Origin of the sequence: Halodurantibacterium daqingense, assembly GCF_042666235.1 — a bacterium.
In the GTDB taxonomy this organism is placed as follows: Bacteria; Pseudomonadota; Alphaproteobacteria; order Rhodobacterales; family Rhodobacteraceae; genus Halodurantibacterium; species Halodurantibacterium daqingensis.
Map to the genome: position 1 here is coordinate 102,531 of NZ_JBHTFQ010000008.1, position 23,674 is coordinate 126,204.

Genomic DNA, 23,674 nt, shown 5'->3' on the forward strand with positions numbered 1-23,674 from the left:
CCTTTGAGGTGCTGCCCTCCGCGGCAGCAGGTCAAGTCGTGCTGCCGGTCGACCGTCCCCGCCCGGGATGAGCCTGCAACTCCTGCTTTACTGATATGTTAGTATGCTATATCTCCCTCCCAGGTGGGGCGCGACCCCGTGGCCCCTTGGATGAGGCACAGATGCGACAGACATGGCGATGGTTCGGGCCGGCAGACCCGGTTTCGGTGGACACGATGCTTCAGGCAGGGGTGCAGGGCGTCGTCAGCGCGCTGCATCACGTTCCGACCGGCGCGGTCTGGACGCCCGAGGAAATCGCCCGCCGCCAGTCGGATATCGCGACGATGCGCGACGGCAGACCCTCGGGCCTGAAGTGGGAGGTGGTCGAAAGCCTGCCGGTCAGCGAGGCGATCAAGACCCAGACCGGCGACTGGCGCGAGCATGTCGCGGCTTGGAACCAATCGCTTCATCACCTGCACGCGGCCGGGCTGCGGGTGATCTGCTACAACTTCATGCCGGTGCTCGACTGGACGCGCACCGATCTGACCTGGGCGCGGCCCACCGGCGCCCGCTGCATGCGCTTTGACCTTGCCGATTTCGCGGCCTTCGACATCCATATCCTGGCCCGCCCCGGCGCCGCCGAAGATTTCCCCGAGGACCTGCGGGAAGAGGCGGCCCGCCGCTTTGCCGCGATGACCGACGCGGCGCGCGAGGCGCTGGCCGCCAATATCGTCTTCGGTCTGCCGGGCGCCGCCGAGCGGCTGACGACGGCCGATCTGCGCGACCTGCTCGCGACCTATGTGCCGGTGACGGATGCCGTGTTGCGGCGCAACTTCAACGACTTTCTGGAACAGGTGGCGCCCGTGGCGCAGGATCTGGGGATGCGGCTTTGCTGCCACCCGGATGACCCACCCTTCCCCCTGCTGGGCCTGCCGCGCATCATGTCGACCGAGGCGGATTATGCGGAACGTATGGCCGCCGTGGACCTGCCCGCGAACGGCATCACGCTCTGCTCCGGCTCGCTGGGGGCGCGGCATGACAACGACCTGCCGGGCATGATGCGCCGGCTGGGCGACCGGGTGCATTTCCTGCATCTGCGCAATGTGCGCCGCGACAGCGATACGATCCCGGCCTCGTTCTTCGAGGACGAACATCTGGGCGGGCAGACCGACATGGCCGCCCTGATCGCCACGATCCTCGAGGAAGAGGCCCGGCGCAAGGCTGCGGGCCGCGATGACTGGCAGATCCCGATGCGCCCCGATCACGGGCAGGACATCCTTGACGATATCGGCCGGGGCGGGCAGCCGGGCTATCCGGCGATCGGGCGGCTCAAGGGGCTGGCAGAGTTGCGCGGGGTCGAGCTGGGCCTGCGCCACGCGGGTTTCGGCGCATGACCCGGATCCTCTGCATCGGCGAGGCGATGGTCGAGCTTTCGGCCGAGGGCGATCTCTGGCGGCTCGGAATCGCGGGGGATACGCTGAACACGGCCTGGTATCTGCGCCGCCTGCTGGGGCCGCTGCATCGCGTGGGCTATCTGTCGCGTGTGGGGACGGGCGAGTTTTCCCGGCATGCCCGCCGCTTCATGGAGGAGGCCGGGATCGACACCACCCATCTGGCCGAGGACCCCGCGCGCGAGATCGGCCTTTACGCGATCACCCTGACCGAGGGCGAACGCAGCTTCAGCTATTGGCGCGACACATCCGCCGCCAAGCGGCTGGCGGACGACCCCGGCCTGCTGGCCGCGGCGCTGGCCGATTGCGATCTGGCCTATCTGTCGGGGATCACGCTGGCGATCCTGCCGCAGGCGGGGCGCGAGGCGCTGCTTGCGGCGCTGGCGGCGGCGCAGGATGCGGGCTGCACCATCGTCTTTGACCCGAACCTGCGGCCCCGGCTCTGGCCCGGGACGGATGTGATGTGCTCCGAGATCATGCGCATGGCCGCCCTCGCCGATCTGGTCCTGCCGAGCTTTGACGATGAGGCGGTGCATTTCGGCGATGCCGACGCGGCGGCCACCATCGCGCGCTATCTGGGCGCGGGGGCGGGGCATGTCGTGGTCAAGAACGGCGGCGGCCCGGTGGCCTTTGGCGGGCGCGACGGGGATGGGGTGGTGGACGCCCTGCCCCGCGACCGACCGGTGGACAGCACGGCGGCGGGCGACAGTTTCAATGCGGGCTACATCGCGGCGCGGCTGGACGGCCAGGCCCCGGTCGATGCGATCCGCGCGGCACACAGTCTCAGCCGCCGGGTCATCGCCCATCGCGGGGCGCTGGTGCCGGACGCGGTCTGAGGCGTCAGACAACCGCGCCGATCTGCCAGGGCAGGAACTCGTTATCGCCCAGCCCCAGCGCCTCGCTGCGCGTCGCCTCGCCCGAGGCGGTGCGCAGGATCAGATCGACGATCTCGCGCCCCTTTTCCTCCAGCGGCACGCCAGACAGCACGTCGCCGCAGTTCAGGTCCATGTCGTCGCGCATCGCCCGGAACAGCGCATCGTTGGTCGCAAGCTTGATCGTGGGCGCGGGTTTCGAGCCAAAGGCCGACCCCCGCCCGGTGGTGAAGACGATCAGCTGCGCACCCCCCGCGATCTGACCCGTGGCCGAAACGGGGTCATAGCCGGGCGTGTCCATGAAACTCAGCCCCGGCGCGGTGATCGGTTCCGCGTAATCCAGAACGGCGTTCAGCGGCGTGCCGCCGGCCTTGGCCACCGCGCCCAGCGATTTTTCAAGGATCGTGGTCAGGCCCCCGGCCTTGTTCCCCGGGCTCGGGTTGTTATCGAGCGAGGCGCCGTTCATCGCCGTGTAGCCTTCCCACCAGCGCAGACGTTCCAGCAGCTTTTCCGCGATCTCCGGGCGGGCGGCGCGTTCGATCAGCAGGCGTTCCGCGCCGTGGATTTCCGGCGTTTCCGACAGCACGACCGAGGCCCCCTGCGCCGCCAGCATGTCGCTTGCCACCCCCAGCGCGGGGTTTGCGGTGATCCCCGAAAACCCGTCCGAGCCGCCGCATTGCAACCCGATCCGCAGCGCGCTGACCGGGGCTGTGGCACGGCGGGCGGTGTTCACCTCGGGCAGCAACTGGCGGATGCGGGCCTTGATCGCCTCGATCGTCGCGCGCGTGCCGCCATTGTCCTGAATGGTAAGGCCGTGAAAGCGCGCCGCCGCGCCCAGTTCCTGCTTCATCCGGGCGATCTGCATCACCTCGCACCCCAGACCGACGAACAGCGCCGCGCCAACATTGGGGTGGCCCGCATGGCCCGTCAGCACCCGTTGCAACGCGCGGAACCCCGGCCCGCTATCGGCCATCCCGCAGCCGGTGCCATGGGCAAAGGCCACCACCCCGTCCACGTTCGGATAGGGGGCCAGCGCGCCCTCGGCCTGCAATTCCTGCGCCGCCATCCGGATCACGGTGGCGGAACAATTCACCGTCGCCACCAGCGCGATATAGTTGCGGGTGCCCACCTGTCCGCCCGCGCGGTGATAGCCCTGAAAATGCAGGGCGGGGCCGCGATGGCGCGCCAGCACCGCCTCGGCCGCCGCTAGCCCCGCGCCGGGTCGGGACGCGCGATCATGGTCCCCGAAGGCGAGGTTGTGGCTGTGCACATGTTCACCGGGGGCAATGTCTGCGGTCGCATAGCCGATGATCTGGCCGAATTTCACCACCGCCTCGCCCGCAGCGATTGCCCGGCGGGCGATCTTGTGCCCGGCGGGGGCCACGCCCCGTTCGGTCAGGATCGCCACGCTGTCGGCAGGGTCAAGGATCAGAGGCTCAGCCATGGGCGGCGACCCCGGCGCGTGCGCCGTCTGCAATCAGTCCCCGCAGCGCCCCGCTCAGATCGGCGGCAAAGCCCGCATCCTCGCGCAGCGCCTTCGGAAAGACCTCGGCCAGCGCCAGAAATCCCGCAACCGTTTCCGCCGGATCGTCCCGCCAGAGCGCAGCCAGACGGGGGGCGAGCGGGTCCTTGACCTCGATCGGCGCGCCTTTTTCATCCCGGCCCGAGACATAGCGCATCCATGCCGCCACAGCGAGCGTCAGCCCCGGCACGGGCCGCCCCGCCGCGCGGTTCTCGGCGATGGTGCCAAGGATGCGCTGCGGCAGCTTCTGGCTTCCGTCCATCGCGATCTGCCAGGTGCGGTGCCGGATCGCGGGGTTGGCAAAGCGTTCGGCCAGTGCACCGGCATAGGCGGCCAGATCCTCGCCCGGGGGCGGGGTCAGCGCGGGGATGATCTCGGCCCGCCACAGCCTTTGGGCAAAAGCCGCAAAGACCGGGTCGGCGACCGTATCGGCAATCGTCTCATGCCCGGCCAGATAGCCGAGATAGGCAAGGCTCGAATGGGCGCCGTTGAGCATCCGGAGCTTCATGTGTTCGTAGGGCGTCACATCGGCGACCAGCTGCACCCCCACCGCGCCCAGGTCGGGGCGGCCGGCGCAGAACCGGTCCTCGACCACCCATTGGCGGAAGGGTTCGTGCATCACCGGCGCCTCGTCCCGCGCGCCGGTCAGGGCCGCCAGCCGGTCGATATCGGCGGGCGTGGTCGCGGGCACGATCCGGTCCACCATGGTCGAGGGGAAGGCCCCCTGCCCCGCGATCCAGTCCGCAAGCCCCGGGTCGATCAGCCGCGCAAGGTCGAGCACGACCCCCTGCACCACATGGCCGTTTTCCGGCAGGTTGTCGCAGCAAAGGACGGTAAAGGGCGCAAGTCCCGCCGCCCGCCGCGCCTGCAACGCCCGCACCAGAAAGCCCGGCGCGGATTTCGGCAGCGGGTTTTGCAGATCATGGCGGATATCCGGATGATCGGCGTTCAGCCGGCCGGTCGAGGGTTCGTGGCAATATCCCTTTTCCGTCACCGTCAGGCTGACGATCCGCACACTTGGCGCGGCCATGGCATCAAGCACCGCCTGGGGGTCTTCGGGCGCGACCAGCACATCGCGCAGCACGGTCACGACCTGCGGGGTCTCGCCCTTCGGCCCCAGTTCCAGTGCCGTATAGGCCCAGCCCTGCGGGGCCAGCCGGTCGCGCGTGCCCGGCGATTGCAGCGACACGCCGATGATGCCCCAATCGCCGCCCGAGGCCGCCATCGCCTGCGCGACATAGATGGCGCCATGGGCCCGGAAAAACGCGCCAAGCCCCAGATGGACAATGCCGGCGGGCGCCGCGGACGGGGTGCGGTGCAACCTAGCGGGCAAGCCAGCCTCCATCGACATTGAGGATTGCGCCGTTGATGTAGTCGGAGGCCGGGGCGGCGAGGAACACGGCGGTCTGGGCGATGTCCTCGGGGCGGCCCCAGCGGCCGGCGGGGATGCGGTCGAGGATCGCCTTCGACCGCGCGGGATCGGCGCGCAGCGCCTCGGTGTTGTTCGTCTCGATATAGCCCGGCGCGATGGCGTTGACGTTGAGCCCGCGGGCCGCCCATTCATTCGCCATCAGCTTGGTCAGCCCCGCGACCCCGTGTTTCGACGCGGTATAGGACGGGACGCGGATGCCCCCCTGAAACGACAGGAGCGAGGCGATGTTGACGATCTTGCCCATGCCGCGCGGCAGGGCGGCACGCGCAAAGGCCTGACAGGTGAAGAACAGCGCCTTGAGGTTCGTGTCCATCACGTCGTCCCAGTCCGCCTCGGAGAAGTCGACCGCATCCTCGCGCCGGATGATGCCCGCATTGTTCACCAGAATGTCGATCCGTTCCGCGGCAAAGACGTCGCGCGCGGCCATCGGGTCCGCGAAGTCGAGCGTCAGGCTGCGGCCGGAGCCCATCATCGCAAGCGTCTCGTCGCAATCGCGCCGGCCGCTGGCGATCACCTCGGCCCCCGCCTGCGCCAGCGCCACCGCGATGGCCTGCCCGATGCCGGTATTCGCGCCGGTCACCAGCGCGGTGCGGCCCGCCAGCGAAAAGGGGCTCATCGCAGGTCCCCCGGCTGGATGAAGTCCATGTCGGTATAATCGACATTGTCGCCGGCCATCGCCCAGATGAAGGTATAGCCGCCGATCCCCGCGCCCGAATGGATCGACCAGGGCGGCGACAGCACCGCCTGCTCGTTGGCGACGAACAGGTGGCGTGTCTCCTGCGGTTCGCCCATCAGGTGCAGCACGCGGGCTTCCGGCGCCATGCCGTGGTAAAGATAGGCCTCCATCCGCCGGTCATGGACATGGGACGGGATCGTGTTCCAGACCGAGCCGTCCTCCAGCGTCGTGTAGCCCAGCACCAGCTGGCAGCTCTCCATCACCAGCGGGTGGATGAACTGCTTGATGGTGCGCTTGTTCGAGGTCTCGACCGCGCCCATCTCGACCTTCTTGGCCTCTTCGACCGTCACCAGCCGGTGGGGCAGCGCCCGGTGCGCGGGGGCCGAGGTGATGTAGAACCGCCCCTGCCCCGAAAACGTCACGGCGCCGGCGCCCATGCCGAGATAGAGCACGTCGCCCGTGCCCATGTCCCAGCCCTGCCCCGCGGCCTCGACCCGGCCGGGGGCGCCGATGTTCACGATCCCCATCTCGCGCCGGTCAAGGAAAGAGGGCGTCCTGGTCTCGGCGATCTGGTCGAGCACCAGCGCCGCGCCCTCCGGCACCGCGCCGCCCACCACGAACCGGTCGTAATGGGTATAGGTCAACCGGATCTCGCCCGCCGCAAACAGCCCCTCGACCAGGAAATGCCGGCGCAGCGTGGCCGTGTCCATGGCGCGGGCGTGGTCCGGGTGGATCGCGTGGCGGGTCTCAACATGCGTCATGGTCTGGTCCTTTCAGAGAAAATCGTCACGCCGCGGCGTGAAACTGTCGATCAGCACGCCCCCTTCAACGCAGGTGCAGCCATGTTCGGCGCCTGAGGGGATGACAAAGGCGTCGCCCGGCCCCACCTCGAAGTCCCGTCCCGCCACGGTGAAGCGATAGCGGCCCGATTGGACATAGGTCGATTGCACATGCGGGTGGCTGTGCAGCGCCCCCTGATCGCCCGCCTCAAAGGCAAAGCGGACGACCATCAGTTCGGGCGCATGGGCCAGAACGGTTCGGACAGGATCGGGCATCGGAAACCTCAGCGGAAAAGCGATGGCAGCCAGAGCGACAGCGCCGGCACATAGGTCACAAGCATCAGGGTCGCCACGGCGGCCCCATAGAACGGCCAGATCGTGCGCATCACCTGCCAGATGCTGATCCGCCCGACCGCGCAGCCGACGAACAGCACCGCGCCGACCGGCGGGGTGCAAAGCCCGATGCCGAGGTTCAGGATCAGGATCACCCCGAAATGGACCGGATCGACCCCGAAGGCCATTGCCACGGGCAGGAAGATCGGCGTCGTGATGACGATCAGCGGCGACATGTCCATGAAGGTGCCCAGAACCAGAAGCATCACGTTCATGAGCAGCAGGATGACGATCGGGTTCGACGACACGTTCTGCAACATCTCGACCAGTTGCGCCGGCACCCGCATATAGGCCAGAAGCCAGCCGAAACAGGCGGCGCAGCCGATCACCAGCAGGACCATCGCCGTGGTGCGGACGGCACCCTTGGTCGCCTCGACGAATTCGGACCACGGCAGGCTGCGATAGACCAGCGCGGTGATCGCCAGCGCATAGACCAGCGCGATATTGCTGCTTTCCGACGCGGTAAAGATGCCCGACCGCACACCGCCGAAGATGATCGCGATCAGGATCAGCCCGGGCAGCGCCGAGACGAAGAGGATGCCGAGCATCCGCAGCCCCGGGAACGGCTCGGTCGGGTAGCCCTTCTTGCGCGCGACCCACCAGGCCGCGGCCATCAGCATCAGCGCCAGCAAAAGCCCCGGGATGATGCCCGCGGTGAACAGATCGGCGATCGAGAGCCGCCCGCCCGCCGCGATGGAATAGATGATCATGTTGTGGCTGGGCGGGATCATCAGCGCGATGATCGAGCTGACCACCGTGATGTTGACCGCATAGTCGACGTCATAGCCCTTGGCCTTCATCTGCGGCACCATCAGGCCGCCGACCGCGCTCGCATCCGCGGCGGCCGAGCCAGACACACCGCCGAACATCAGGCTTGCGGTGATGTTCACCTGGCCCAGACCCCCGCGCATATGCCCGACCAGCGCGCCGGCCAGCGCCACCAGCCTTCGGGCGATGTCACCCCGCACCATCAGGTCGCCCGCATAGATGAAGAACGGGATCGCCATCAGCGCAAAGACCGAGATGCCGGAATTCAGCCGCTGGAACACGACGACCGGCGGCAGGCCCAGATAGAGCACCGTGAAAAAGCTTGCCGCGCCGAGGCAAAAGGCAACCGGCGTGCCGATCAGCAGAAGTCCGGCAAAGCTGCCGAAGAGAATCCAGTATTCCATCGCCCTTACTCTTTCCGGCCATCCAGCATGGCCTCGGCCCGGCCCTCGGCGGCGCTGCCATCGGGCAGGCCGTCCGCCGCGTCATCCATGTCGCCAAAGCGTCGCGTCTTCAGCCCCGCCGCCCGGCGCAGGATTCGTTCGAGCGAAAAGAGAACCAGCAGCACGCCCCCGCCGATCAGCGGCGCGAAATCCCACAGGCGCGAAATTCCCAGCCCCGGCACGACGCCGGTCGAGGCCCGCGCAGCCAGTTGCCAGCCGAACCAGACCATCCCCACCGCAAAGGCGGTGACGACGATATCCGACAGGGTGTGGAACCACGCGCGCCAGCGATCCGGCACCAGCATCAGGCCCACGTCGAACGAGAGGTGATAGCCCTCCTTGACGCCCACAGCCGCGCCGATGAAGATGAACCAGCCCATCAGCATCACCGCCGCCGGTTCCGCCCAGAAGAGGCTGAACCCCAGCAGATAGCGCGCGACCACCTGCGCAAAGACAACGGCGCTCATCAGGACAAGGCCGGCGCCGGCCAGCCAGAGCCCCGCCTGTGCGACGGCCCCGGTCAGGCGGGCCACTCCGATCAAGGCATCGCGCATCGCGATCTCCACAGGAAAGATCCCCAAGAGGAAAAGGAAGGGGCCGCCACGCGACGGCCCGCCCCGGTCATTCGGTCGCGCGGATACGCTCGACCAGATCCTGCGCCTCGGGCGAGGTTGCGTATTTCTCGTAGACCGGCGCCATGGCGTCGATGAACGGCTGCTTGTCGATGTCGCGCACGATCTCGGCGCCCGCCGCGATGACACGCTCTTCCGAGGCGGCCTCGGCCTCGGCCCAGAGCTGGCGCTGCGTGGCCGATGAATTGCGCGCCGCCTCGCGGACGATCTCCTGATCCTCGGGCGAGAGGCGGTCCCAGGTCGCCTTGGACATCGCGACAAGTTCCGGCACCATCAGGTGTTCGTCCAGCGTGAAGTAGCGCGCCACCTCGGCATGGCCGGAGCTGTCATAGCTGGGGAAGTTGTTTTCCGCCCCGTCGATCACGCCGGTCTGGATCGCGGAATAGACCTCGCCATAGGGCATCGGCGTCGCGGTCGCGCCCAGTGCTGCCATCATGTCCACGAACACGTCGTTCTGGATCACGCGAATCTTCATGCCCGCCAGATCTTCCATCGCGTTGATCGGGCGCTGAGAGTTGTAGAAGCTGCGCGCGCCGCCATCGTAATAGGCCAGCACCACCAGATCGCGTTCCTCGAAGGCCGCGCCGATTTCCTCGCCGATCGGGCCGTCCATCACCGCATGCATGTGATCGACGTTGCGGAACAGATAGGGCAAGGAGAAGGTCCGCGTCACCGGCACGATGTCGTTGAAGGTCCCGAAGGAGGCGCGCACCATGTCGATCACGCCGAACTGGGTCTGCTCGATCGTGTCGCGTTCCTGGCCCAGCTGCGCCGAGGGGAAGACCTCGATGCAGATGCGGCCCTCGGTCCGGTCCAGGATCTCGGCGGCCATGGCCTTGACGCCCTCGACGGTCGGATAGCCGTCGGGATGCGTGTCCGAGGACCGCAGCGTGATCTCGCAGGCGGCCGCAAAGCTCGCCGAGGCCAGCAGTGCCGCCACGGTTGTTGTCAGTAGTTTCATCTTTTCCTCCCTCATGTGATCTTCCGTTCAGAAGTTCAGAGCCTGTAGGCCCGCCTGGCGAGCCCGTAGGTCAATTCATGCGCAAGTTCGGGCGCCTCATCCTCGGCCAGCCGGCCGGTCGCGACCAGCGTCGCAAGATAGGCGCAGTCCACCCGCCGGGCGACGTCGTGCCGCGCGGGGATCGAGCAGAAGGCCCGCGTGTCGTCGTTGAAGCCAACGGTGTTGTAGAACCCCGCCGTTTCGGTCGTCATCTCGCGGAAGCGGCGCATCCCCTCGGCGCTGTCATGGAACCACCATGCGGGGCCAAGTCGAAGGCACGGATAAACCCCGGCCAAAGGCGCCAGTTCGCGCGCATAGGCGGATTCGTCCAGCGTGAACAGGATCACCGTCAGGCGCGGGTCCATGCCCACCGCGTTCAGAAGCGGGCGCAGCGCCGCGACATAATCGGTGCGGCCGGGGATGTCGAAGCCCTTGTCGCGCCCGAACATTGCCAGCACCTGATCGGAATGGTTGCGGCGCGACCCCGGATGGATCTGCATGACCAGGCCGTCTTCCAGGCTCATCCGCGCCATTTCGGTCAGCATATGACCGCGGAAGGCGTCGGCTTCCCCGGGCGAGCATTCGCCGCGCAGGGCCTTGGCGAACAGCGCCGCCGCCTGATCCTGCGGCAGGTCCTCGGTCCGGGCCGTCGCATGGCCATGGTCGCTCGATGTCGCGCCATGCTCGATGAAAAAGGCCCGCCGCGCCCGGTGCGCATCCAGATAGCCGCCCCAGGTCGCTGTGTCGAAGCCCGTCTGCTGCCCCATCAGCGCCACGTTTTCGGCGAATCCCGCGATTTCCGGGTCGATCACGCCATCGGGGCGATAGGCGGTGATGACCCTGCCCTGCCAGCCGCTTTCCCGGATCATCCGGTGCCAGCGCAGATCGTCCGTCGCGGCCTCGGTCGTGGCGATCGCCTCGATGTTGAACCGCTCGAACAAAGCGCGGGGGCGAAATTCGGGGCGCTGCAGGCAATCGGCGATGTGGTCGTAATAATGATCGGCGGTGTCAGAAGAAAGACGGCGGTCCAGCCCGAACACGTTTTCAAAGCTGTAGTCGAGCCACAGCCGCGACGGAGTGCCCCGGAACAGGTGGTAGTTTTCCGCGAAACGCCGCCAGATCTTGCGCCCGTCGGTTTCGGTGGGGCCGCCATCGGCGCGCGGCACGCCCAGATCGGTCAGCGCGATGCCCTGGGAACAGAGCATGCGGAAGACATAGTGATCCGGCGTCACGAAAAGCTGGGCGGGGTCGGGAAAGGGCTGATCCTCGGCGAACCAGCGCGGATCGGTATGGCCATGCGGGCTGAGGATCGGCAGGTCGCGAATCCCGTCGTAAAGCGCGCGCGCCAGATCCCGGGCGCGGCCTTCCAACGGAAAAAGACGGTCTTGCGACAACAAAGTCATGTAGGATCGTCCCGGTCTTGCCATCTATCTGGCCGACTAATATGCTAGATTACAAGTTGGGTCAATCCGGAGTTCACCATGCCTGTGACGACACCTCACGCCCTGCCGGCCCTTGCCGAAATGCGGCCCCGCACGGTTACGGACCAGATCTTCGACCTGCTTTACCAGCGCGTCATCGACCTGTCGCTGCCGCCCGGCACCCGCCTGTCCGAGGCCGAGGTGGCAGCCCAGACCGGCGTGTCGCGCCAGCCGGTGCGCGATGCGTTCTTCCGGCTCTCGCAACTGGGCTTCATCCTGATCCGGCCGCAGCGCGCGACCACGGTCACGCCGATTTCCGAACAGGCGGTCACACAGGCCTATTTCATCCGCGCCGCACTTGAGGAATCGGTGATGCGCGAGGCTGCGCGCATCCTGACGCCCGAAGATCACGACCGGCTGGAAACCCTGATCGAGGAACAGCGCGTCACACTGGAAGCCGGCGATCACCAGCAGTTCCATGCACTCGATGACCGTTTCCACCGCGACATCTGCACGATGGCGGGGCTGGAATTCGTCTGGACGCTCGTCAAGGAAAACAAGGGGCATATGGACCGAGCCCGGTTCCTGTCGCTGTCCTTCGGCGCGCCCAGGGTGATCGAGGAACACCGCCAGATTCTCGACGCCCTGCGCCGCAGGGATGCCGAGGCGGCGGCGGCGGCCCTCCGGCTGCACCTGAGCCAGATCCAGTCGATCATCGACCGGCTGAAAAAGGACCGGCCCGAAATGTTCGAGACCGCCGCCGACATTCCCTGACAGCCCCGGACGCGGGCATCGCAAGGCTAAAGCTGCGACCGCGCGATCGGACCTGAAACCTGGACGCGGCGACAAGGCTGCGCCACGGCCCATCGGCAACACATCCCGCACCAGCCCGCCGAGGATCTCACAGCGATGGCGTTCAGGCGCATGGCCCGGCGCCGCCACGGGATTGAGGCGGATCATCAGCCAGATCGCGGCTATATAAAGCACTGCAAGTACCAGCCCCGGCACCGGCCCTGCGTTCAGAAGCGATCTGACCTCGATGTCCGCCAGCCCACCCCAGCAGCACCGCCAGAGAGGCGGGCGGAATGATCATCGCCAGGCCTCCGGTCGCGATGATCGGCCCGATGATGATGATGTATTTCTTGTAGCCGCGCTTGATCATGTCGGGCGTCGGCGTCGTCCCCGATGGACGATGCGAGAGCGTGGCAAAGATCGTGCCGCCGCCCACTGTCGGATAGGCCAGCCGCCGGCGAATGCCGCCAAAGCACTTGTCCGGCGCGTCGAACACCCCCGGCGCCAGCCCCGAATGGAACAGCAGCGCGCCCACGATCAGAAACGGCGGCACTGGCGTCAGGGTGACGGTGGTGACCGCCGCGGTTGCACGGCGCAACTGCTCGCTCCCCGCCAGGCGGCCCATCAGCGTCATGACGCCGGGGTCACAGGAGAACCCGTGTGACTTTCCGCTTGGAGGGGCAGGGAACGCTGGCAGCCAAGCGCTGTTATCGCGCAAACTGGGCCAACGTTGATTGCAAAGGCGCCAGATCATGCCTTTTGCAGCCAGCGACGCGCAGGTCGGAACGCATCGCGCGGCCGGGGCTCTTGCGATCTGAAGAACTGAATCGGCGGCCGGCGCAAGGTTGCGATGTGACCGGCGCCGAGAGGCCACCAGACGACAGGCATTGTGCCGGGCTTCGGGAACGAATGCTTTCCACAAGGTCTGCGGCATGATCGCAAGCGGCGGCTGCGCCGCACCCATATGCTCCGCCGCTCTGATGACCGCCCCTCGACGCAAGATGAGTGGACCAAGCCGCGTTCCAGGGTGTTGGCAAGCACCCCGGTCTGGCCGCCTCTGCGGCGGGTCTCGCCGCGCGTTTCGGGCGGGTCAGTTCACCCGCAGATTGCGCCGGGCGGTCTCGCGCGCCAGGATCTCGCGGGCGGGATGCCCGGCAATGGGCACGTTCAGATCCGCCGATATCTCGCCCGCCGCGATCAAGGCGTGGTAGCGGTTGCAGCAGACCCGCAGGAACGACGTGAAATTGCCCAGGTCATGGTCGGCATCCATGGCCTCGTGCCAGAGCCTCGTTATCAGCTGCGCGACGGTCATGCCGTCGCGGGCGCCGATCTCGGTCAGCGTGGCCCAGAAGTGGTTCTCGATCCGGATCGAGGTGACCACGCCGTCGATGCGCAGCGAATGGGTGCGGCTTTGCCACTGCTCCGCATCGGCCTTGATGAACAACTCACACATCGCGAACCCCTGCCCTTGCTGTCAGAGAAGCGCCATGAACTGCTTCAGCCAGGCCGGATGCGCGGGCCAGGCGGGCGCCGTCACCAGATTGCCATCGGTCACCGCCTCTGTCACCGGAATATCGGCAAAGGTGCCGCCCGATGCGGCAACTTCATAGGCGCAGGCCGGATAGGCCGAGCAGGTCCGCCCCTTCAGCACCCCCGCGGCAGCCAGAAGCTGCGCCCCATGGCAGATCGCCGCAACCGGCTTGCCCGCCTCGAAGAAATGCCGGACCTTTTCCAGAACCTCGCTGTTCATCCGCAGATATTCCGGCGCTCGCCCACCCGGGACCACCAGCGCGTCATATCCTGCGGGATCGGTGCTGTCGAAATCGGCGTTCAGCGCGAAATTGTGTCCGGGCTTTTCGGAATAGGTCTGGTCGCCCTCGAAGTCATGGATGGCCGTCTTGACCGTGTCTCCGGCCCGCTTTCCGGGACAGACGGCATCGACGCTGTGCCCGCAGGCAAGAAGCGTCTGGAACGGAACCATTGTTTCATAGTCCTCGGTGAAATCGCCGGTAATCATCAGGATCTTTGCCATCTCGCATCCTCCCCTTGCTGACGGAAATCCAGTTTACGACAGGGCGCGCGCCGGCGGGTGTTAACCGGATACTACAAGGGGTGACGCGCTGGCGGCGGCGCTCAAGGCACCCTGGAACGAGAAGAGATGAGCACCTTCGGCGATGATCTGATCCGGCAATGACCGAAGCCCTTGTCCATGCGCAGGGCGACGGCCCCGCCATTGTCCATGCCCCCATTGCCGCCCCCTGCGGCCCAATCCCCCGCAACAAGCTGCTCGCCGACTACCTGGATGACCGGCTGGGCGGCCGCGTGACCCTGACGATCCTGATGATCATCCTCGGCCAGCGGATCGGCTGGACATCACGGCGGCCAGTGCCCCGCCTATGGAAAAATCGATTATCAAGCGCGATGAACTGGCCCCCGTTTCGACCGGACACTTGTGGATCGACGCGGCGGGATCTGCTCGGGTTAAGCCGCTAATGGATTGCTGCGGCGGGTGTCTGCATGTCCAGCGACTGATGCGGGCGTCGGGTGTTGTAGAAGCTGACCCAGTTGTCCATGGCCCGTGTCGCGTGCTGGATGCCGTCGAAACGCTGACGGTGGATGCGCTGCTCCTTCAGCGTCCGGATCAAGCGCTCGATCATGCCGTTCTGTTGCGGGCAGTGCGGCGTGATGAACTCCTGTTTCAGCCCATAGCTGCGCGGCAGCACCGTGGATTTGCGACTGGTAAAGACCAAGCCGTTGCCGGGTCTCGGAAGAAACTCCTGGTAAACACGACCGAGCGCGCCGACCCGGTTGATCAACGCGTGCTCCAGCGCGCTGGCGGCCGTCGTGGCCTTGCCGGAGCGCGGCAGGTGCCAGCCCGGAAGCGCGCGGGTGTGACAGTCGATGACCAGGGCCAGTGTGGTCCAGCCATCGCGACCCGCCCAGACCAGGCACAGGCCGGTCGACCAGCATTCGTTTGGCGCAGCGGCAACCGATGGCACGGCTTCGATGCGGAGACGCATGCCGACCGGGCGCTTGCGCACCTGCCAGCCCTTGATCTGGAAGATCCTCTGCGCCGTGTTCTTGTTGAAGCCCAGAAGCCACGCCACAGTGGAGTAGCCAAAGGATGGCTCCTTCTCGATCATCGCCTTGATCGGCTCGGCGAAGCGCGGATCGACCTTCGGCGCGGCCTTGGTCGGCTTGCAGCAGACCGTCCGCCGCGGCACGCCGAACCGGGCCCAGAGCTTGGCCAAGGGCACCATGGCCCCCTCCGCCAGCAGCTTTTGTTGGGGACGCAGCTCCAGCATGGCTTCGCCGCAGGCCTCCTGCAGATCCTTTGGCTGCTTCTCGTATTGCTCGCGAATATCGAGCGGATTGGCCCGAAGCGAGTTCTCCACCCCCGCTTCGCGCCCTCGACCCAACCCTCGATCCCGGAGGGCGGAAGGTCAAACGAACGACTCGCCTCGGCCACCGTTGGCTTGCCCTGGATGATCTCGATCACCAGCGCCGTTTCCGCTTCGCCGTCCACCGGTTGGATGCTCTCGTCCATCGCCAAACGCATCGCTACGGTCTCCCTCGTAGCATGAGCAGATCTTCACTGGGGCGATACATTCGGGCGGCGCCAGTCCAGCCCGGCAAACAGCGCCTCGAACTGGGCATGGACAGGGCAGGACAGGACTCATCGACTGATCCGCGCCCGATTGCCCCCTCGCGCGGCCGGTCCTCCCGCGCAACGTGATCAGCACGCCGCCGTCCAGAATGTCGCTCCAGCCGCCAGCATCCATGGTGTCATCCTTGTGCCGGTCAAGGCTGACAATCTCTGATCGGCGCAAGCCGCGCATGTCATGGAGCAGGATGGCGACCAGCGCGCGGATGTCGGCCACGTATCAGATGAGGGTGAGAGAGGAGATTCCATCCCAAACCGCCACGCAAAGACATGGAAAACACATGACGGACGCCCCCCTACGGCCAGTCAGCGTAGGATTGCCGCACGCGAGGGCCCTGTTTGTCTCCGGCGCTGCGGGTCTGGCGGCGCCACGCGCCGGGGGGGATGCCGCGCAGGGATTTGAAGAAGCTGCTGAAATGCGCGGCCGAGCGGAAGCCCAGAAACTCGGCGATCTGGTCCAGTGTCATGGACGAGCGTTCCAGCAATACCTGCGCCTCATATCCCAACCTTTCATGGATCAACCGCAACGGCGGTTTGCCCAGGGTGCGCTGACAGATATCGTGCAGGCGATCGGTGGACGTGTTCAGCGCATCGGCATAGCGTGCGACGGTCCAGCGGTCGCGGAAATGGGTCTCCAATGTCTGGCGGAACTGCTGCAGGATAAGCGAGGTGCTGGCCTTCGCTTGTCGTAGATCGTCAGGCCGTGCGGCATGACGCCAGAGCATGACCAGCATCACGCGCACCTGAGCCTCGATCACGGTGGCAGAGCCGGGCGCATTGCCTGCCGCTTCGCGCAGGATCAGATCGAAACAGGCGGCGAAATCGCGGTGCAGGGCGGTGCGTTCCTCAAATTGCAGATGGATGGCCCGGGAAGCCAGAACGCGAAGGTCTGCCGCCTCGGGCTTGACCCCGATCGCATTGGCCAGCGCGGTTTCGCCCATCACCAGATGCCCACCCACTGTGCCCGCCTTGGCGCGTATCCGCTGGCTGCGGTCCCAGGGCAGCCACAACAAGGCCGGTCCAGTGACAGGGGTCGATCCATTCTCGCGGGTGATTACCGCCTGCCCGCTGTCCAGCAGGATCACCCACCAGCTGCGGACATGCAGATCCACCAAGCCGCCCAGCACCCTGTCCTGTAGCCCGCACTGGATCACCTCGGCGTGGAAAGGCACAGGCTCGGGCCCCATTTTCGACAGGGGTTGCGGCGTTCTTGCGGGGACCTTGATCTGTGCGGGGCTCATTTCACCAGTTATTCATAATTCTATCCCAAAAATCTACATTTTTATAAATTCAGTGGCTGTTACACCTAAGGACAATAGGAGAAGAGGCAGACGCGCCCTATTCAGCCGGGGAGGGCTGTGCGCGTCGGATGCCCTTGGGGAGGAACGGATTTTGGACGCGGAACGGGTCTTTGACAGACCGTCCGGCGCGGCAGCCTTTGGGCTGGTGGACGCCGGACAGAATGCGGCAGAGGCGGCGGCGAATGCTGCAGCGGCTGCATTCTGGAACTGGTCCGCGTGTCCCGCCGCAGAGCGCGCTTCGCATTTGTCGCGCATGGCCGAAGCGCTGGATGCGAACCGTCCGCAACTGGTTGATCTGGCTGCGCAAGAGGTCGGGGCCGCCCCTGCCTGGACCCAGTTCAATATCGACATCGCCTTGCGGATCCTGCGGCATGCCGCGACCTTGCCTGCCTTGCTGGCGGATCGTGAGGTGGCGGCGACTGATGGCGGATGTGCCTCGATCCTGCGACGGCAGGCTGTGGGCGTTGTTCTGGGCATAGCGCCGTGGAACGCGCCGGTGACGCTGGCGGTACGGGCCATTGCGACGCCTTTGGCCTGCGGCAATACCGTTGTGCTGAAAGGGTCCGAGCATTGCCCCCGCACGCACAGGGCGGTGATCGACATCCTGAACGCGTCCGGTCTGCCGGCAGGTGTTGCCAATGTCGTGACCGCCCTGCCCGAACAGTCGGAACTGGTGGTCAACCGCCTGATCGCGCATCCGGCTGTGCGGCGGGTGAACTTTACCGGCTCAACCCGTGTCGGGCGGCAAGTGGCTGTGACAGCGGCGCAGCACCTCAAACGTTGCGTGCTGGAACTGAGCGGCAAGGCTGCATTGATCGTGTTGGAGGATGCCGATCTGGATGCCGCTGTCGAGGCCGCAGCGCATGGGGCATTCTTCAATCAGGGCCAGATCTGCATGTCGACCGAGCGGATTATTCTTCTGGACGGGATTGCGGATGAATTTGTTGCAAGGCTGGTGACGCGCACACGAGAGCTGCGCGCCGCCGATCCACGCCGCGAAACAGCACAATTGGGCACATTGATCCATGCGGCAGCCGCCGAAAGGGTGGCCGCATTGATCCGTGACGCGCAAGATAAAGGCGCGGAGCTGCTGGTTGGCGGGCATGTCGAGGGGGCCGTGATGCAGCCCGCCGTTGTGGATCACGTGGCCTCCAACATGGCGATTTATCACGAGGAAAGCTTTGGCCCTGTCGCGTCCATCCTGCGGGTGCGCGACGAGGAGGAGGCGCTGTCGATTGCGAACGACACCGCATACGGCCTTGCCTCGGCCATCTTCAGCCGGAACCGTGACCGCGCGCTTGCCTTGGCCGCAAGACTGGAAACGGGGATCTGCCACATCAACGGATCTACTGTCTATGATGATGCGGCCATGCCTTTTGGCGGGATGAAAGCCAGCGGCTATGGCCGTTTCGGGGGCCAGACCGCCTTGGACGAATTTACCGAATTGCGCTGGATCGCCCTGCATCCCGAGGGCAAGCGCCATCCTTTATGAACAGATGCCGGCAAGAGACACGATTAGCCGACGCATACCCGACACACCTTGGAGGAGGATTACCATGAAACGCAGGACTGCCCTGAAATTTGCAGCCGCCCTTGCGCTGACGACCAGCCTTGCCACGGGCGCTGTCAGCGCCGAGACCATCAGGATCGGCGCCGCCGCGCCCAAGACCGGCCCGCTGGCCGGCGGTGCCGCTGTCAGCCAATGGCCCAACGTGACCCTTTGGGCCGCGCAGGTGAACGAGCGTGGCGGGATCAATGTGGGCGGTACGATGATGCCCGTCGAGATCATCGAATATGACGACCAGACCAACCCGGGCGAGACCATCAAGGCGATCCAGCGTCTGGCCACGCAGGACCAGGTGCATTTCATCGTCTCGCCCTATGGGACGGGTCTTGTGGTGGCGGCGGCCCCGATTTTTGCGCGCTACGGCTATCCGCTGATTGCCGTGTCGGCCATCACCGACCAGCAGCCCGCCTTGTCCAAGCAGTTTCCGGACATGTTCTTCACGCTGGGCACCACATCGGCCCTGGCCGAGGATACGGTGAAGATACTGACCGACATGCGCGACGCGGGCCAACTGGGCAACAAGATCGCGATGGTCAATGTGGCCGATGCTTTCGGGATCGAACTGGCAGGGGTCGCGCGCGACAGGTTCACCGAAGCGGGCTTTGATATTGTCTATGACACCTCGTATCCGCTGGGCACGCAAGATCTGTCGCCGGTGATGAAAGGCGCGAAAGCGGCGGCACCGGATGCTTTCGTGGCATGGTCCTATCCGCCGGACACATTCGCGCTGACCGAACAGGCGATCATCGAGGATCTGCAGGTGCAGGCGTTCTATACCGCAGTCGCCACGCCCTTTCCGGCCTTCGGTGCGCGTTTCGGCACGGCAGCCAACGGCGTGATGGGGCCGGGTGGCGTGAATGTGGACGATGCGAGGTTTCAGGACTACGCCACCGCACATGAGGCCGTGACAGGCGTAAAGCCGGATTTCTGGGCGTCCGCGACCACCTATGCCTCGCTCGAGATCCTTGAGCAGGCGATCGAGGCGGTCGGGTTGGACCGCAAGGCCGTGGCCGACCATCTGCGGACGGGAACATTCGATACCGTGCTGGGGCCGATCAGCTTTGACGAGAACAATAACAATCAGGCCTTCTGGACCGTGGGCCAGTGGCAGGACGGTGTGTTCAGGGGCGTGGCCTCGCGCAACCGCGACGGGGCCGTGCCTGTGATCCTCAAGGATGGTTGGCAGTAGCCTTTGAAACAGGGGCTCCGGCAAGACCGGGGCACCCCGCCGGGCGATGCAGGACGCAGGAACGGAACGCGGATGGATATTCTGATCACAGGGCTTTTGCTGGGTGGCACCTATGCACTGATCGCGATGGGGCTGAACCTGCAATACGGGGTGGCCCGCATCATGAACCTTGCCAATGGCGAGATGCTGGTGGCGGGCGGTTTCGCGGCCTTCTGGATGTATACGGCCGGTCAGATCAGCCCCTTTCTGACGATCTTTCTTCTGGCCCCGCTGACATTCGTGCTGAACTGGCTGATCTACCGGATCATGCTGCAACCGCTGGTCAAACGCGCCAAATCACGCGGCCAGCTGGAGACGGACAGCATTCTTGCAACCTTCGGCTTGTCCTTTGTGATGGTGGGGCTGATGCTGTCGGTCTTCGGGGGCGACTATTTCAACTATTCCTATCTGGCACGGCCTATCGTGATTGCGGGCGATACATTCGCGTTGAACCGTGTTGCATCGTTTCTGGCCGCTGTCGTGATCTGTGGCGCGCTTTATCTGTGGTTGAGCCACAGCCGTGCGGGCCTGTCGATCCGCGCGATTGCCGTGGCCCCCGACAGCGCCCGCCTTGTGGGGATCAACGTGGCCCATCTGGCGGCCTTGGCCTTTGGTCTGGGCGGCGCGGTGACGGCTGTTGGCGGTGCGCTGCTGTCGACCTATCTGACGCTGGATGCCTCGACCGGTGTGATCTTTACGCTGAAGGCGCTGATCATCGTGATCATGGGCGGTGTGGGCGACGTGCGCGGCACGATCATCGCGGCATTGCTTCTGGGGATTGTTGAAACGCTTGTCGCAACCCTGCTTGATCCCGGTCTGACGCTGGCTGCGGCCTATTTGCTGTTCATCCTGATCCTGCTGTTCCGCCCGCAAGGCCTGTTCGGAAAGAAACCAACATGACCGGCGCCGATATCCGTAATCTCATTCTGTCCGCTGCCGCCCTTGGCATTTGCGCGCTGTTGCCGCTGTCCGGCTCCGGCTACTGGCTGTCCATCGGGGTGACCATCGCGATGTTCACCGTGCTTGCGACAAGCTGGGCGCTGTTTTCGGGGCCGACGCATTACATCTCGCTGGCTACGGCGGCGTTTTTCGGGGTGGGAACCTATGTCACGGGCCTGGGGTTCGAAACGCTGCCGTTCTGGTTGCTGATCGGGATAGCGGGGGTGATTGGCGCTGTGCTTGCGGCGCTTGTCGGTCTGGCGACGCTGCGTCTGTCGGGGGTTTATTTCGTGATCTTCACCCTTGGTCTGGCCGAGCTTGTGCGGCAGGTGATCACGTGGTTCCAGAACCGGTCAGGCCAGAAGGGGCTGTATGTGCTGACCGATATCACCGAGGCAGGCATCTACTGGATGCTGCTGTCTCTGGCGACGGCGGTATTTCTGGCCGGCTGGCTGATCGGACGCTCGCGCCTTGGCTTTGCGCTCCGGATCATCGGGGATGACGAAATCGTAGCTGTGCATTCCGGCATCAATTCGGCGCTGTCCAAGGTGCTGTTGTTCATGGTGCCGGGGTCGGTTGCGGCGATGACAGGCGCGATCCTTGCACCGCGCTATGTCTATATCGAACCGAGCCTTGCCTTCGCGCCGATGCTGTCCTTTCAGGTTGTCATCATGGCGCTGCTGGGGGGAGCGGGCCGTTTGTGGGGACCGTTGGTCGGGGTCATCCCTTTCACCCTGTTATGGGAATCGATTTCGTCCAGCTTTCCGCAGCAGACCACGCTGCTGCTGGGGATGGCCTTCCTGGTCATTGTCTACGCGCTGCCACGCGGTTTTGTGGGGCTTCTGGATGATCTGCGCGAACGGACCCACGCCAGAATGACCGAGGGCGTGGCATGACCAGCACAGTTCTTTCCCTGCGCGGTGTCACCAAGCGGTTCGGCGGTCTGGTTGCCGTGAACGCGATGGATTTCGACGTGACCGAACATCAGGTCATGGGCCTGATCGGGCCGAACGGGTCGGGAAAATCGACCACGCTCAACCTGATTTCGGGCGCTCTCAAGGTGTCGGGGGGCGAGATTTCGCTGCGCGGGTCGCCCATCACCGCCTTGCCCGCCGAACAAATCAACCGGCGCGGTATTGCGCGCACCTTCCAGCTTGTGCGCCTGCTGCCGTCTATGTCGGTGCTGGAGAACGTGGTCGCGGGGGCCGTGTTTGGCCACAGGCGGCGTTGGGGCCACGAGGCGCGCAGCCGTGCGGAAACCCTGCTGACCCGCGTAGGGATGGAGGGCAAGGGCCATCTGCGTGTGGGGCAACTGACCTATATCGACACGAAACGGGTGGAGCTGGCCCGCGTTCTGGCCGGCGACCCCAAGCTATTGCTGTTGGATGAATGGCTGGCGGGCCTGAACCCCAGCGAATTGCAGATCGGGATTTCGCTGATCAAATCGCTGCGCGACGAGGGGCGCACGATCATCCTGGTGGAACATGTCATGGATGCGATCCGGTCGCTTTGCGATACTTGCGTGGTCATGGCCTCGGGCACGAAAATCGCCCAGGGCACGCCGCAGCAGGTGCTTTCAGATCCGGATGTGATCCGCGCTTACCTGGGGGATGACGATGTCTAGAACCGGAGGTCTTGAGGTCCGCAACCTGTCTGTCAGCTATGGCAAGCACCGCGCGTTGGAGGATGTGTCGATCACCATCCGCCCCGGCGAGATCGTGGTGATCCTTGGCGCGAACGGGGCCGGAAAGTCGACCTTGCTGAAGGCGGTCAGCGGCATCTGCGAGGGCAAGGTCACAGGCTCCGTCTTGCTGGAGAATGCGGAACTGACAGGCCTGCCCGCGAACCGCATCCTTGATCAGGGTATCGCCCTGGTGCCGGAGGGGCGCGGCGTGTTCGGTGATCTCACGGTGCGCGAGAACCTGACACTGGGCGCCTATGCCGCCCGTGCCCGCGATGATCAGGCCGCAAATCTGGCGCGCGTGCATGAGCTGTTTCCCAAGCTGATCGAGCGCCAGGGGCAGGTCGTGCGGACGATGTCCGGGGGCGAGCAGCAGATGGTCGCCATCGGGCGCGCCATGATGTCAAACCCGCAAATCCTCGCGCTGGACGAGCCGTCACTGGGCTTGTCGCCGCTGCTGTGCAAGGAACTGTTCCAGAACCTGAGAAAGGTGCGGGACATCGGGATCGGCATCCTGCTGGTAGAGCAGAATGCCAAGCAAAGCCTCGCGATTGCGGACCGTGGCTATCTTCTTGAAAACGCCCATATCGTGCATGAGGACAGCGCCAAAGCCTTGATCAGCGATCCTGCGGTGCAGGCGGCCTATCTGGGTGCGGCTGGCGGTGCGGCAGCCCCGCATACATATGATGCCGCACCAGAGGCCCCGGCCATGGATGCACCAGTTGCGCCGCAGGCAGGCTTTACCGTCAGGCCGCGCGCCTCGCAGACCGTGTCGGCGGATGCGGTGTTGGGCCGGTCTGTTGCCGATCTGGTGGCGCAGGCCAGCCAGCGCCAGCAGAAGGCGGTCAGCGATAAACGCAACGCCCCCGCGGCCACCAGCCTATCGGCGCAGAAAGACCGCCTTGCCGCAACGCTTGCGGATATCGAGCGTGCCGCCCAATCCGCACGCCGCCCCCGCGTGATCGAACGCCACCGCCCGCAGGATCACGCCGCATCGCAAACACAACCGCAACCTGCCCCCGCGCGAAAGACCCCCGATGGCCCGCCCGTGACCATCGAAATCTACCGCGCTCCCCGTGTCGAAGTCTGGCGCCGCAGGCCCGGTGCTGACGCGTTCGACCGCTCATAGGAGAG

At 65.5% G+C, this 23,674-nt stretch carries 23 protein-coding genes and 2 pseudogenes; 10 read left to right on the top strand and 15 right to left on the bottom strand.

From position 1 onward, the window contains the following. The first annotated feature begins 161 nt into the window (after positions 1 to 161). Positions 162 to 1,373, top strand: a complete 1,212-nt coding sequence (gene uxuA, locus ACFQXB_RS14925; protein WP_377405449.1) for a mannonate dehydratase — start codon at positions 162 to 164, stop codon at positions 1,371 to 1,373. Next, entirely contained in the window at positions 1,370 to 2,266 is an 897-nt protein-coding gene (locus ACFQXB_RS14930; protein ID WP_377405451.1) for a sugar kinase, read from the top strand. The genes uxuA and ACFQXB_RS14930 overlap by 4 nt, the downstream gene beginning before the upstream one ends. Before the next feature lie 4 nt (positions 2,267 to 2,270). On the opposite strand, the gene ACFQXB_RS14935 is transcribed toward ACFQXB_RS14930, so the two are convergent. The 9 genes from ACFQXB_RS14935 to uxaC all read right to left on the bottom strand — a co-directional run bounded on the left by ACFQXB_RS14935 (position 2,271) and on the right by uxaC (position 11,350). After that, positions 2,271 to 3,746, bottom strand: a complete 1,476-nt coding sequence (locus ACFQXB_RS14935; RefSeq protein WP_377405453.1) for a UxaA family hydrolase — start codon at positions 3,744 to 3,746, stop codon at positions 2,271 to 2,273. After that, positions 3,739 to 5,145: a mannitol dehydrogenase family protein gene (locus tag ACFQXB_RS14940; protein ID WP_377405704.1), complete on the bottom strand. Its 1,407-nt coding sequence runs from the start codon at positions 5,143 to 5,145 to the stop codon at positions 3,739 to 3,741. The genes ACFQXB_RS14935 and ACFQXB_RS14940 overlap by 8 nt, the downstream gene beginning before the upstream one ends. 1 nt (position 5,146) lies before the next feature. Further along, the gene (gene kduD / locus ACFQXB_RS14945; protein ID WP_377405455.1) at positions 5,147 to 5,872 is read right to left on the bottom strand and encodes a 2-dehydro-3-deoxy-D-gluconate 5-dehydrogenase KduD; all 726 of its coding nucleotides are present in this window, start codon (positions 5,870 to 5,872) and stop codon (positions 5,147 to 5,149) included. Beyond that, positions 5,869 to 6,693 carry a 5-dehydro-4-deoxy-D-glucuronate isomerase gene (kduI, locus tag ACFQXB_RS14950; protein WP_377405457.1) on the bottom strand — a complete coding sequence of 275 codons (825 nt, stop codon included), beginning with the start codon at positions 6,691 to 6,693 and terminating at the stop codon, positions 5,869 to 5,871. Before kduI ends, kduD begins: the two co-directional genes overlap by 4 nt. Positions 6,694 to 6,705: 12 nt before the next feature. Then, a complete protein-coding gene (locus ACFQXB_RS14955; RefSeq protein ID WP_377405459.1) occupies positions 6,706 to 6,987 on the bottom strand; it encodes a cupin domain-containing protein in 282 nt (93 codons plus the stop codon). An 8-nt stretch (positions 6,988 to 6,995) separates the two neighbouring features. Next, positions 6,996 to 8,276, bottom strand: coding sequence for a TRAP transporter large permease (locus ACFQXB_RS14960; RefSeq protein WP_377405461.1), 1,281 nt, complete (start codon positions 8,274 to 8,276; stop codon positions 6,996 to 6,998). A 5-nt stretch (positions 8,277 to 8,281) separates the two neighbouring features. Then, positions 8,282 to 8,869: a TRAP transporter small permease gene (locus tag ACFQXB_RS14965; RefSeq protein WP_377405463.1), complete on the bottom strand. Its 588-nt coding sequence runs from the start codon at positions 8,867 to 8,869 to the stop codon at positions 8,282 to 8,284. Between the two features lie 67 nt (positions 8,870 to 8,936). Next, complete coding sequence (locus ACFQXB_RS14970) at positions 8,937 to 9,908, bottom strand: TRAP transporter substrate-binding protein (RefSeq protein ID WP_377405466.1); 972 nt, start codon at positions 9,906 to 9,908, stop codon at positions 8,937 to 8,939. A gap of 35 nt (positions 9,909 to 9,943) precedes the next feature. Further along, the gene (gene uxaC, locus ACFQXB_RS14975) at positions 9,944 to 11,350 is read right to left on the bottom strand and encodes a glucuronate isomerase (RefSeq protein ID WP_377405468.1); all 1,407 of its coding nucleotides are present in this window, start codon (positions 11,348 to 11,350) and stop codon (positions 9,944 to 9,946) included. A 78-nt stretch (positions 11,351 to 11,428) separates the two neighbouring features. Here uxaC and ACFQXB_RS14980 point away from each other — a divergent pair, with 78 nt between their 5' ends. Beyond that, a complete protein-coding gene (locus tag ACFQXB_RS14980) occupies positions 11,429 to 12,142 on the top strand; it encodes a GntR family transcriptional regulator (protein WP_377405470.1) in 714 nt (237 codons plus the stop codon). A 142-nt stretch (positions 12,143 to 12,284) separates the two neighbouring features. Here ACFQXB_RS14980 and ACFQXB_RS14985 read toward each other — a convergent pair whose 3' ends face one another. The 3 genes from ACFQXB_RS14985 to ACFQXB_RS14995 all read right to left on the bottom strand — a co-directional run bounded on the left by ACFQXB_RS14985 (position 12,285) and on the right by ACFQXB_RS14995 (position 14,192). Continuing rightward, a complete protein-coding gene (locus ACFQXB_RS14985; RefSeq protein ID WP_377405472.1) occupies positions 12,285 to 12,794 on the bottom strand; it encodes a TRAP transporter large permease subunit in 510 nt (169 codons plus the stop codon). Between the two features lie 456 nt (positions 12,795 to 13,250). Continuing rightward, entirely contained in the window at positions 13,251 to 13,613 is a 363-nt protein-coding gene (locus ACFQXB_RS14990) for a ribbon-helix-helix domain-containing protein (RefSeq protein ID WP_377405474.1), read from the bottom strand. A 21-nt stretch (positions 13,614 to 13,634) separates the two neighbouring features. Next, positions 13,635 to 14,192 carry a DJ-1/PfpI family protein gene (locus ACFQXB_RS14995; protein WP_377405476.1) on the bottom strand — a complete coding sequence of 186 codons (558 nt, stop codon included), beginning with the start codon at positions 14,190 to 14,192 and terminating at the stop codon, positions 13,635 to 13,637. A gap of 158 nt (positions 14,193 to 14,350) precedes the next feature. On the opposite strand from ACFQXB_RS14995, the gene ACFQXB_RS15000 reads away from it, so the two are divergent. Further along, positions 14,351 to 14,653 carry a hypothetical protein gene (locus ACFQXB_RS15000; RefSeq protein ID WP_377405478.1) on the top strand — a complete coding sequence of 101 codons (303 nt, stop codon included), beginning with the start codon at positions 14,351 to 14,353 and terminating at the stop codon, positions 14,651 to 14,653. On the opposite strand, the gene ACFQXB_RS15005 is transcribed toward ACFQXB_RS15000, so the two are convergent. From ACFQXB_RS15005 to ACFQXB_RS15015, 3 genes and pseudogenes are all read right to left on the bottom strand, one after another. After that, on the bottom strand, positions 14,650 to 15,555 hold the full coding sequence (locus ACFQXB_RS15005; RefSeq protein ID WP_377405479.1) for a transposase: 906 nt from the start codon (positions 15,553 to 15,555) through the stop codon (positions 14,650 to 14,652). The two genes, ACFQXB_RS15000 and ACFQXB_RS15005, sit on opposite strands and share 4 nt — an antisense overlap. A 271-nt stretch (positions 15,556 to 15,826) precedes the next feature. Further along, positions 15,827 to 16,035: pseudogene (locus ACFQXB_RS15010) on the bottom strand (integrase); the annotation flags it as partial. Between the two features lie 85 nt (positions 16,036 to 16,120). Beyond that, positions 16,121 to 17,065, bottom strand: coding sequence for an AraC family transcriptional regulator (locus tag ACFQXB_RS15015; protein ID WP_377405481.1), 945 nt, complete (start codon positions 17,063 to 17,065; stop codon positions 16,121 to 16,123). Here ACFQXB_RS15015 and ACFQXB_RS15020 point away from each other — a divergent pair. The 6 genes and pseudogenes from ACFQXB_RS15020 to ACFQXB_RS15045 form a co-directional block, all read left to right on the top strand. Continuing rightward, the gene (locus ACFQXB_RS15020) at positions 17,046 to 18,617 is read left to right on the top strand and encodes an aldehyde dehydrogenase family protein (RefSeq protein WP_377405483.1); all 1,572 of its coding nucleotides are present in this window, start codon (positions 17,046 to 17,048) and stop codon (positions 18,615 to 18,617) included. The two genes, ACFQXB_RS15015 and ACFQXB_RS15020, sit on opposite strands and share 20 nt — an antisense overlap. A gap of 64 nt (positions 18,618 to 18,681) precedes the next feature. Then, positions 18,682 to 19,881: an amino acid ABC transporter substrate-binding protein gene (locus ACFQXB_RS15025; protein WP_377405485.1), complete on the top strand. Its 1,200-nt coding sequence runs from the start codon at positions 18,682 to 18,684 to the stop codon at positions 19,879 to 19,881. Between the two features lie 72 nt (positions 19,882 to 19,953). Continuing rightward, a complete protein-coding gene (locus ACFQXB_RS15030; RefSeq protein ID WP_377405487.1) occupies positions 19,954 to 20,820 on the top strand; it encodes a branched-chain amino acid ABC transporter permease in 867 nt (288 codons plus the stop codon). Beyond that, on the top strand, positions 20,817 to 21,755 hold the full coding sequence (locus ACFQXB_RS15035; RefSeq protein ID WP_377405489.1) for a branched-chain amino acid ABC transporter permease: 939 nt from the start codon (positions 20,817 to 20,819) through the stop codon (positions 21,753 to 21,755). The genes ACFQXB_RS15030 and ACFQXB_RS15035 overlap by 4 nt, the downstream gene beginning before the upstream one ends. After that, positions 21,752 to 22,483 (top strand): ABC transporter ATP-binding protein, encoded by a 732-nt coding sequence (locus tag ACFQXB_RS15040; protein WP_377405491.1) that lies wholly within the window; start codon positions 21,752 to 21,754, stop codon positions 22,481 to 22,483. Before ACFQXB_RS15035 ends, ACFQXB_RS15040 begins: the two co-directional genes overlap by 4 nt. A 67-nt stretch (positions 22,484 to 22,550) precedes the next feature. Continuing rightward, a pseudogene (locus ACFQXB_RS15045) lies at positions 22,551 to 23,669 on the top strand (ATP-binding cassette domain-containing protein); the annotation flags it as partial. Between the last annotated feature and the right edge of the window lie 5 nt (positions 23,670 to 23,674).

Bases quoted from the DNA above. Each gene is read 5' to 3' on its own strand.
- ACFQXB_RS14985 (WP_377405472.1), bottom strand. From the start codon at position 12,794: ATGACGCTGATGGGCCGCCTGGCGGGGAGCGAGCAGTTGCGCCGTGCA.
- ACFQXB_RS14980 (WP_377405470.1), top strand. From the start codon at position 11,429: ATGCCTGTGACGACACCTCACGCCCTGCCGGCCCTTGCCGAAATGCGG.
- ACFQXB_RS15015 (WP_377405481.1), bottom strand. From the start codon at position 17,065: ATGAGCCCCGCACAGATCAAGGTCCCCGCAAGAACGCCGCAACCCCTG.
- ACFQXB_RS14995 (WP_377405476.1), bottom strand. From the start codon at position 14,192: ATGGCAAAGATCCTGATGATTACCGGCGATTTCACCGAGGACTATGAA.
- ACFQXB_RS14965 (WP_377405463.1), bottom strand. From the start codon at position 8,869: ATGCGCGATGCCTTGATCGGAGTGGCCCGCCTGACCGGGGCCGTCGCA.
- uxaC (WP_377405468.1), bottom strand. From the start codon at position 11,350: ATGACTTTGTTGTCGCAAGACCGTCTTTTTCCGTTGGAAGGCCGCGCC.
- ACFQXB_RS15030 (WP_377405487.1), top strand. From the start codon at position 19,954: ATGGATATTCTGATCACAGGGCTTTTGCTGGGTGGCACCTATGCACTG.
- kduI (WP_377405457.1), bottom strand. From the start codon at position 6,693: ATGACGCATGTTGAGACCCGCCACGCGATCCACCCGGACCACGCCCGC.
- kduD (WP_377405455.1), bottom strand. From the start codon at position 5,872: ATGAGCCCCTTTTCGCTGGCGGGCCGCACCGCGCTGGTGACCGGCGCG.
- ACFQXB_RS14955 (WP_377405459.1), bottom strand. From the start codon at position 6,987: ATGCCCGATCCTGTCCGAACCGTTCTGGCCCATGCGCCCGAACTGATG.
- ACFQXB_RS14960 (WP_377405461.1), bottom strand. From the start codon at position 8,276: ATGGAATACTGGATTCTCTTCGGCAGCTTTGCCGGACTTCTGCTGATC.
- ACFQXB_RS14935 (WP_377405453.1), bottom strand. From the start codon at position 3,746: ATGGCTGAGCCTCTGATCCTTGACCCTGCCGACAGCGTGGCGATCCTG.
- ACFQXB_RS14970 (WP_377405466.1), bottom strand. From the start codon at position 9,908: ATGAAACTACTGACAACAACCGTGGCGGCACTGCTGGCCTCGGCGAGC.
- uxuA (WP_377405449.1), top strand. From the start codon at position 162: ATGCGACAGACATGGCGATGGTTCGGGCCGGCAGACCCGGTTTCGGTG.
- ACFQXB_RS14930 (WP_377405451.1), top strand. From the start codon at position 1,370: ATGACCCGGATCCTCTGCATCGGCGAGGCGATGGTCGAGCTTTCGGCC.
- ACFQXB_RS15025 (WP_377405485.1), top strand. From the start codon at position 18,682: ATGAAACGCAGGACTGCCCTGAAATTTGCAGCCGCCCTTGCGCTGACG.
- ACFQXB_RS15035 (WP_377405489.1), top strand. From the start codon at position 20,817: ATGACCGGCGCCGATATCCGTAATCTCATTCTGTCCGCTGCCGCCCTT.
- ACFQXB_RS15000 (WP_377405478.1), top strand. From the start codon at position 14,351: ATGACCGAAGCCCTTGTCCATGCGCAGGGCGACGGCCCCGCCATTGTC.
- ACFQXB_RS14990 (WP_377405474.1), bottom strand. From the start codon at position 13,613: ATGTGTGAGTTGTTCATCAAGGCCGATGCGGAGCAGTGGCAAAGCCGC.
- ACFQXB_RS15040 (WP_377405491.1), top strand. From the start codon at position 21,752: ATGACCAGCACAGTTCTTTCCCTGCGCGGTGTCACCAAGCGGTTCGGC.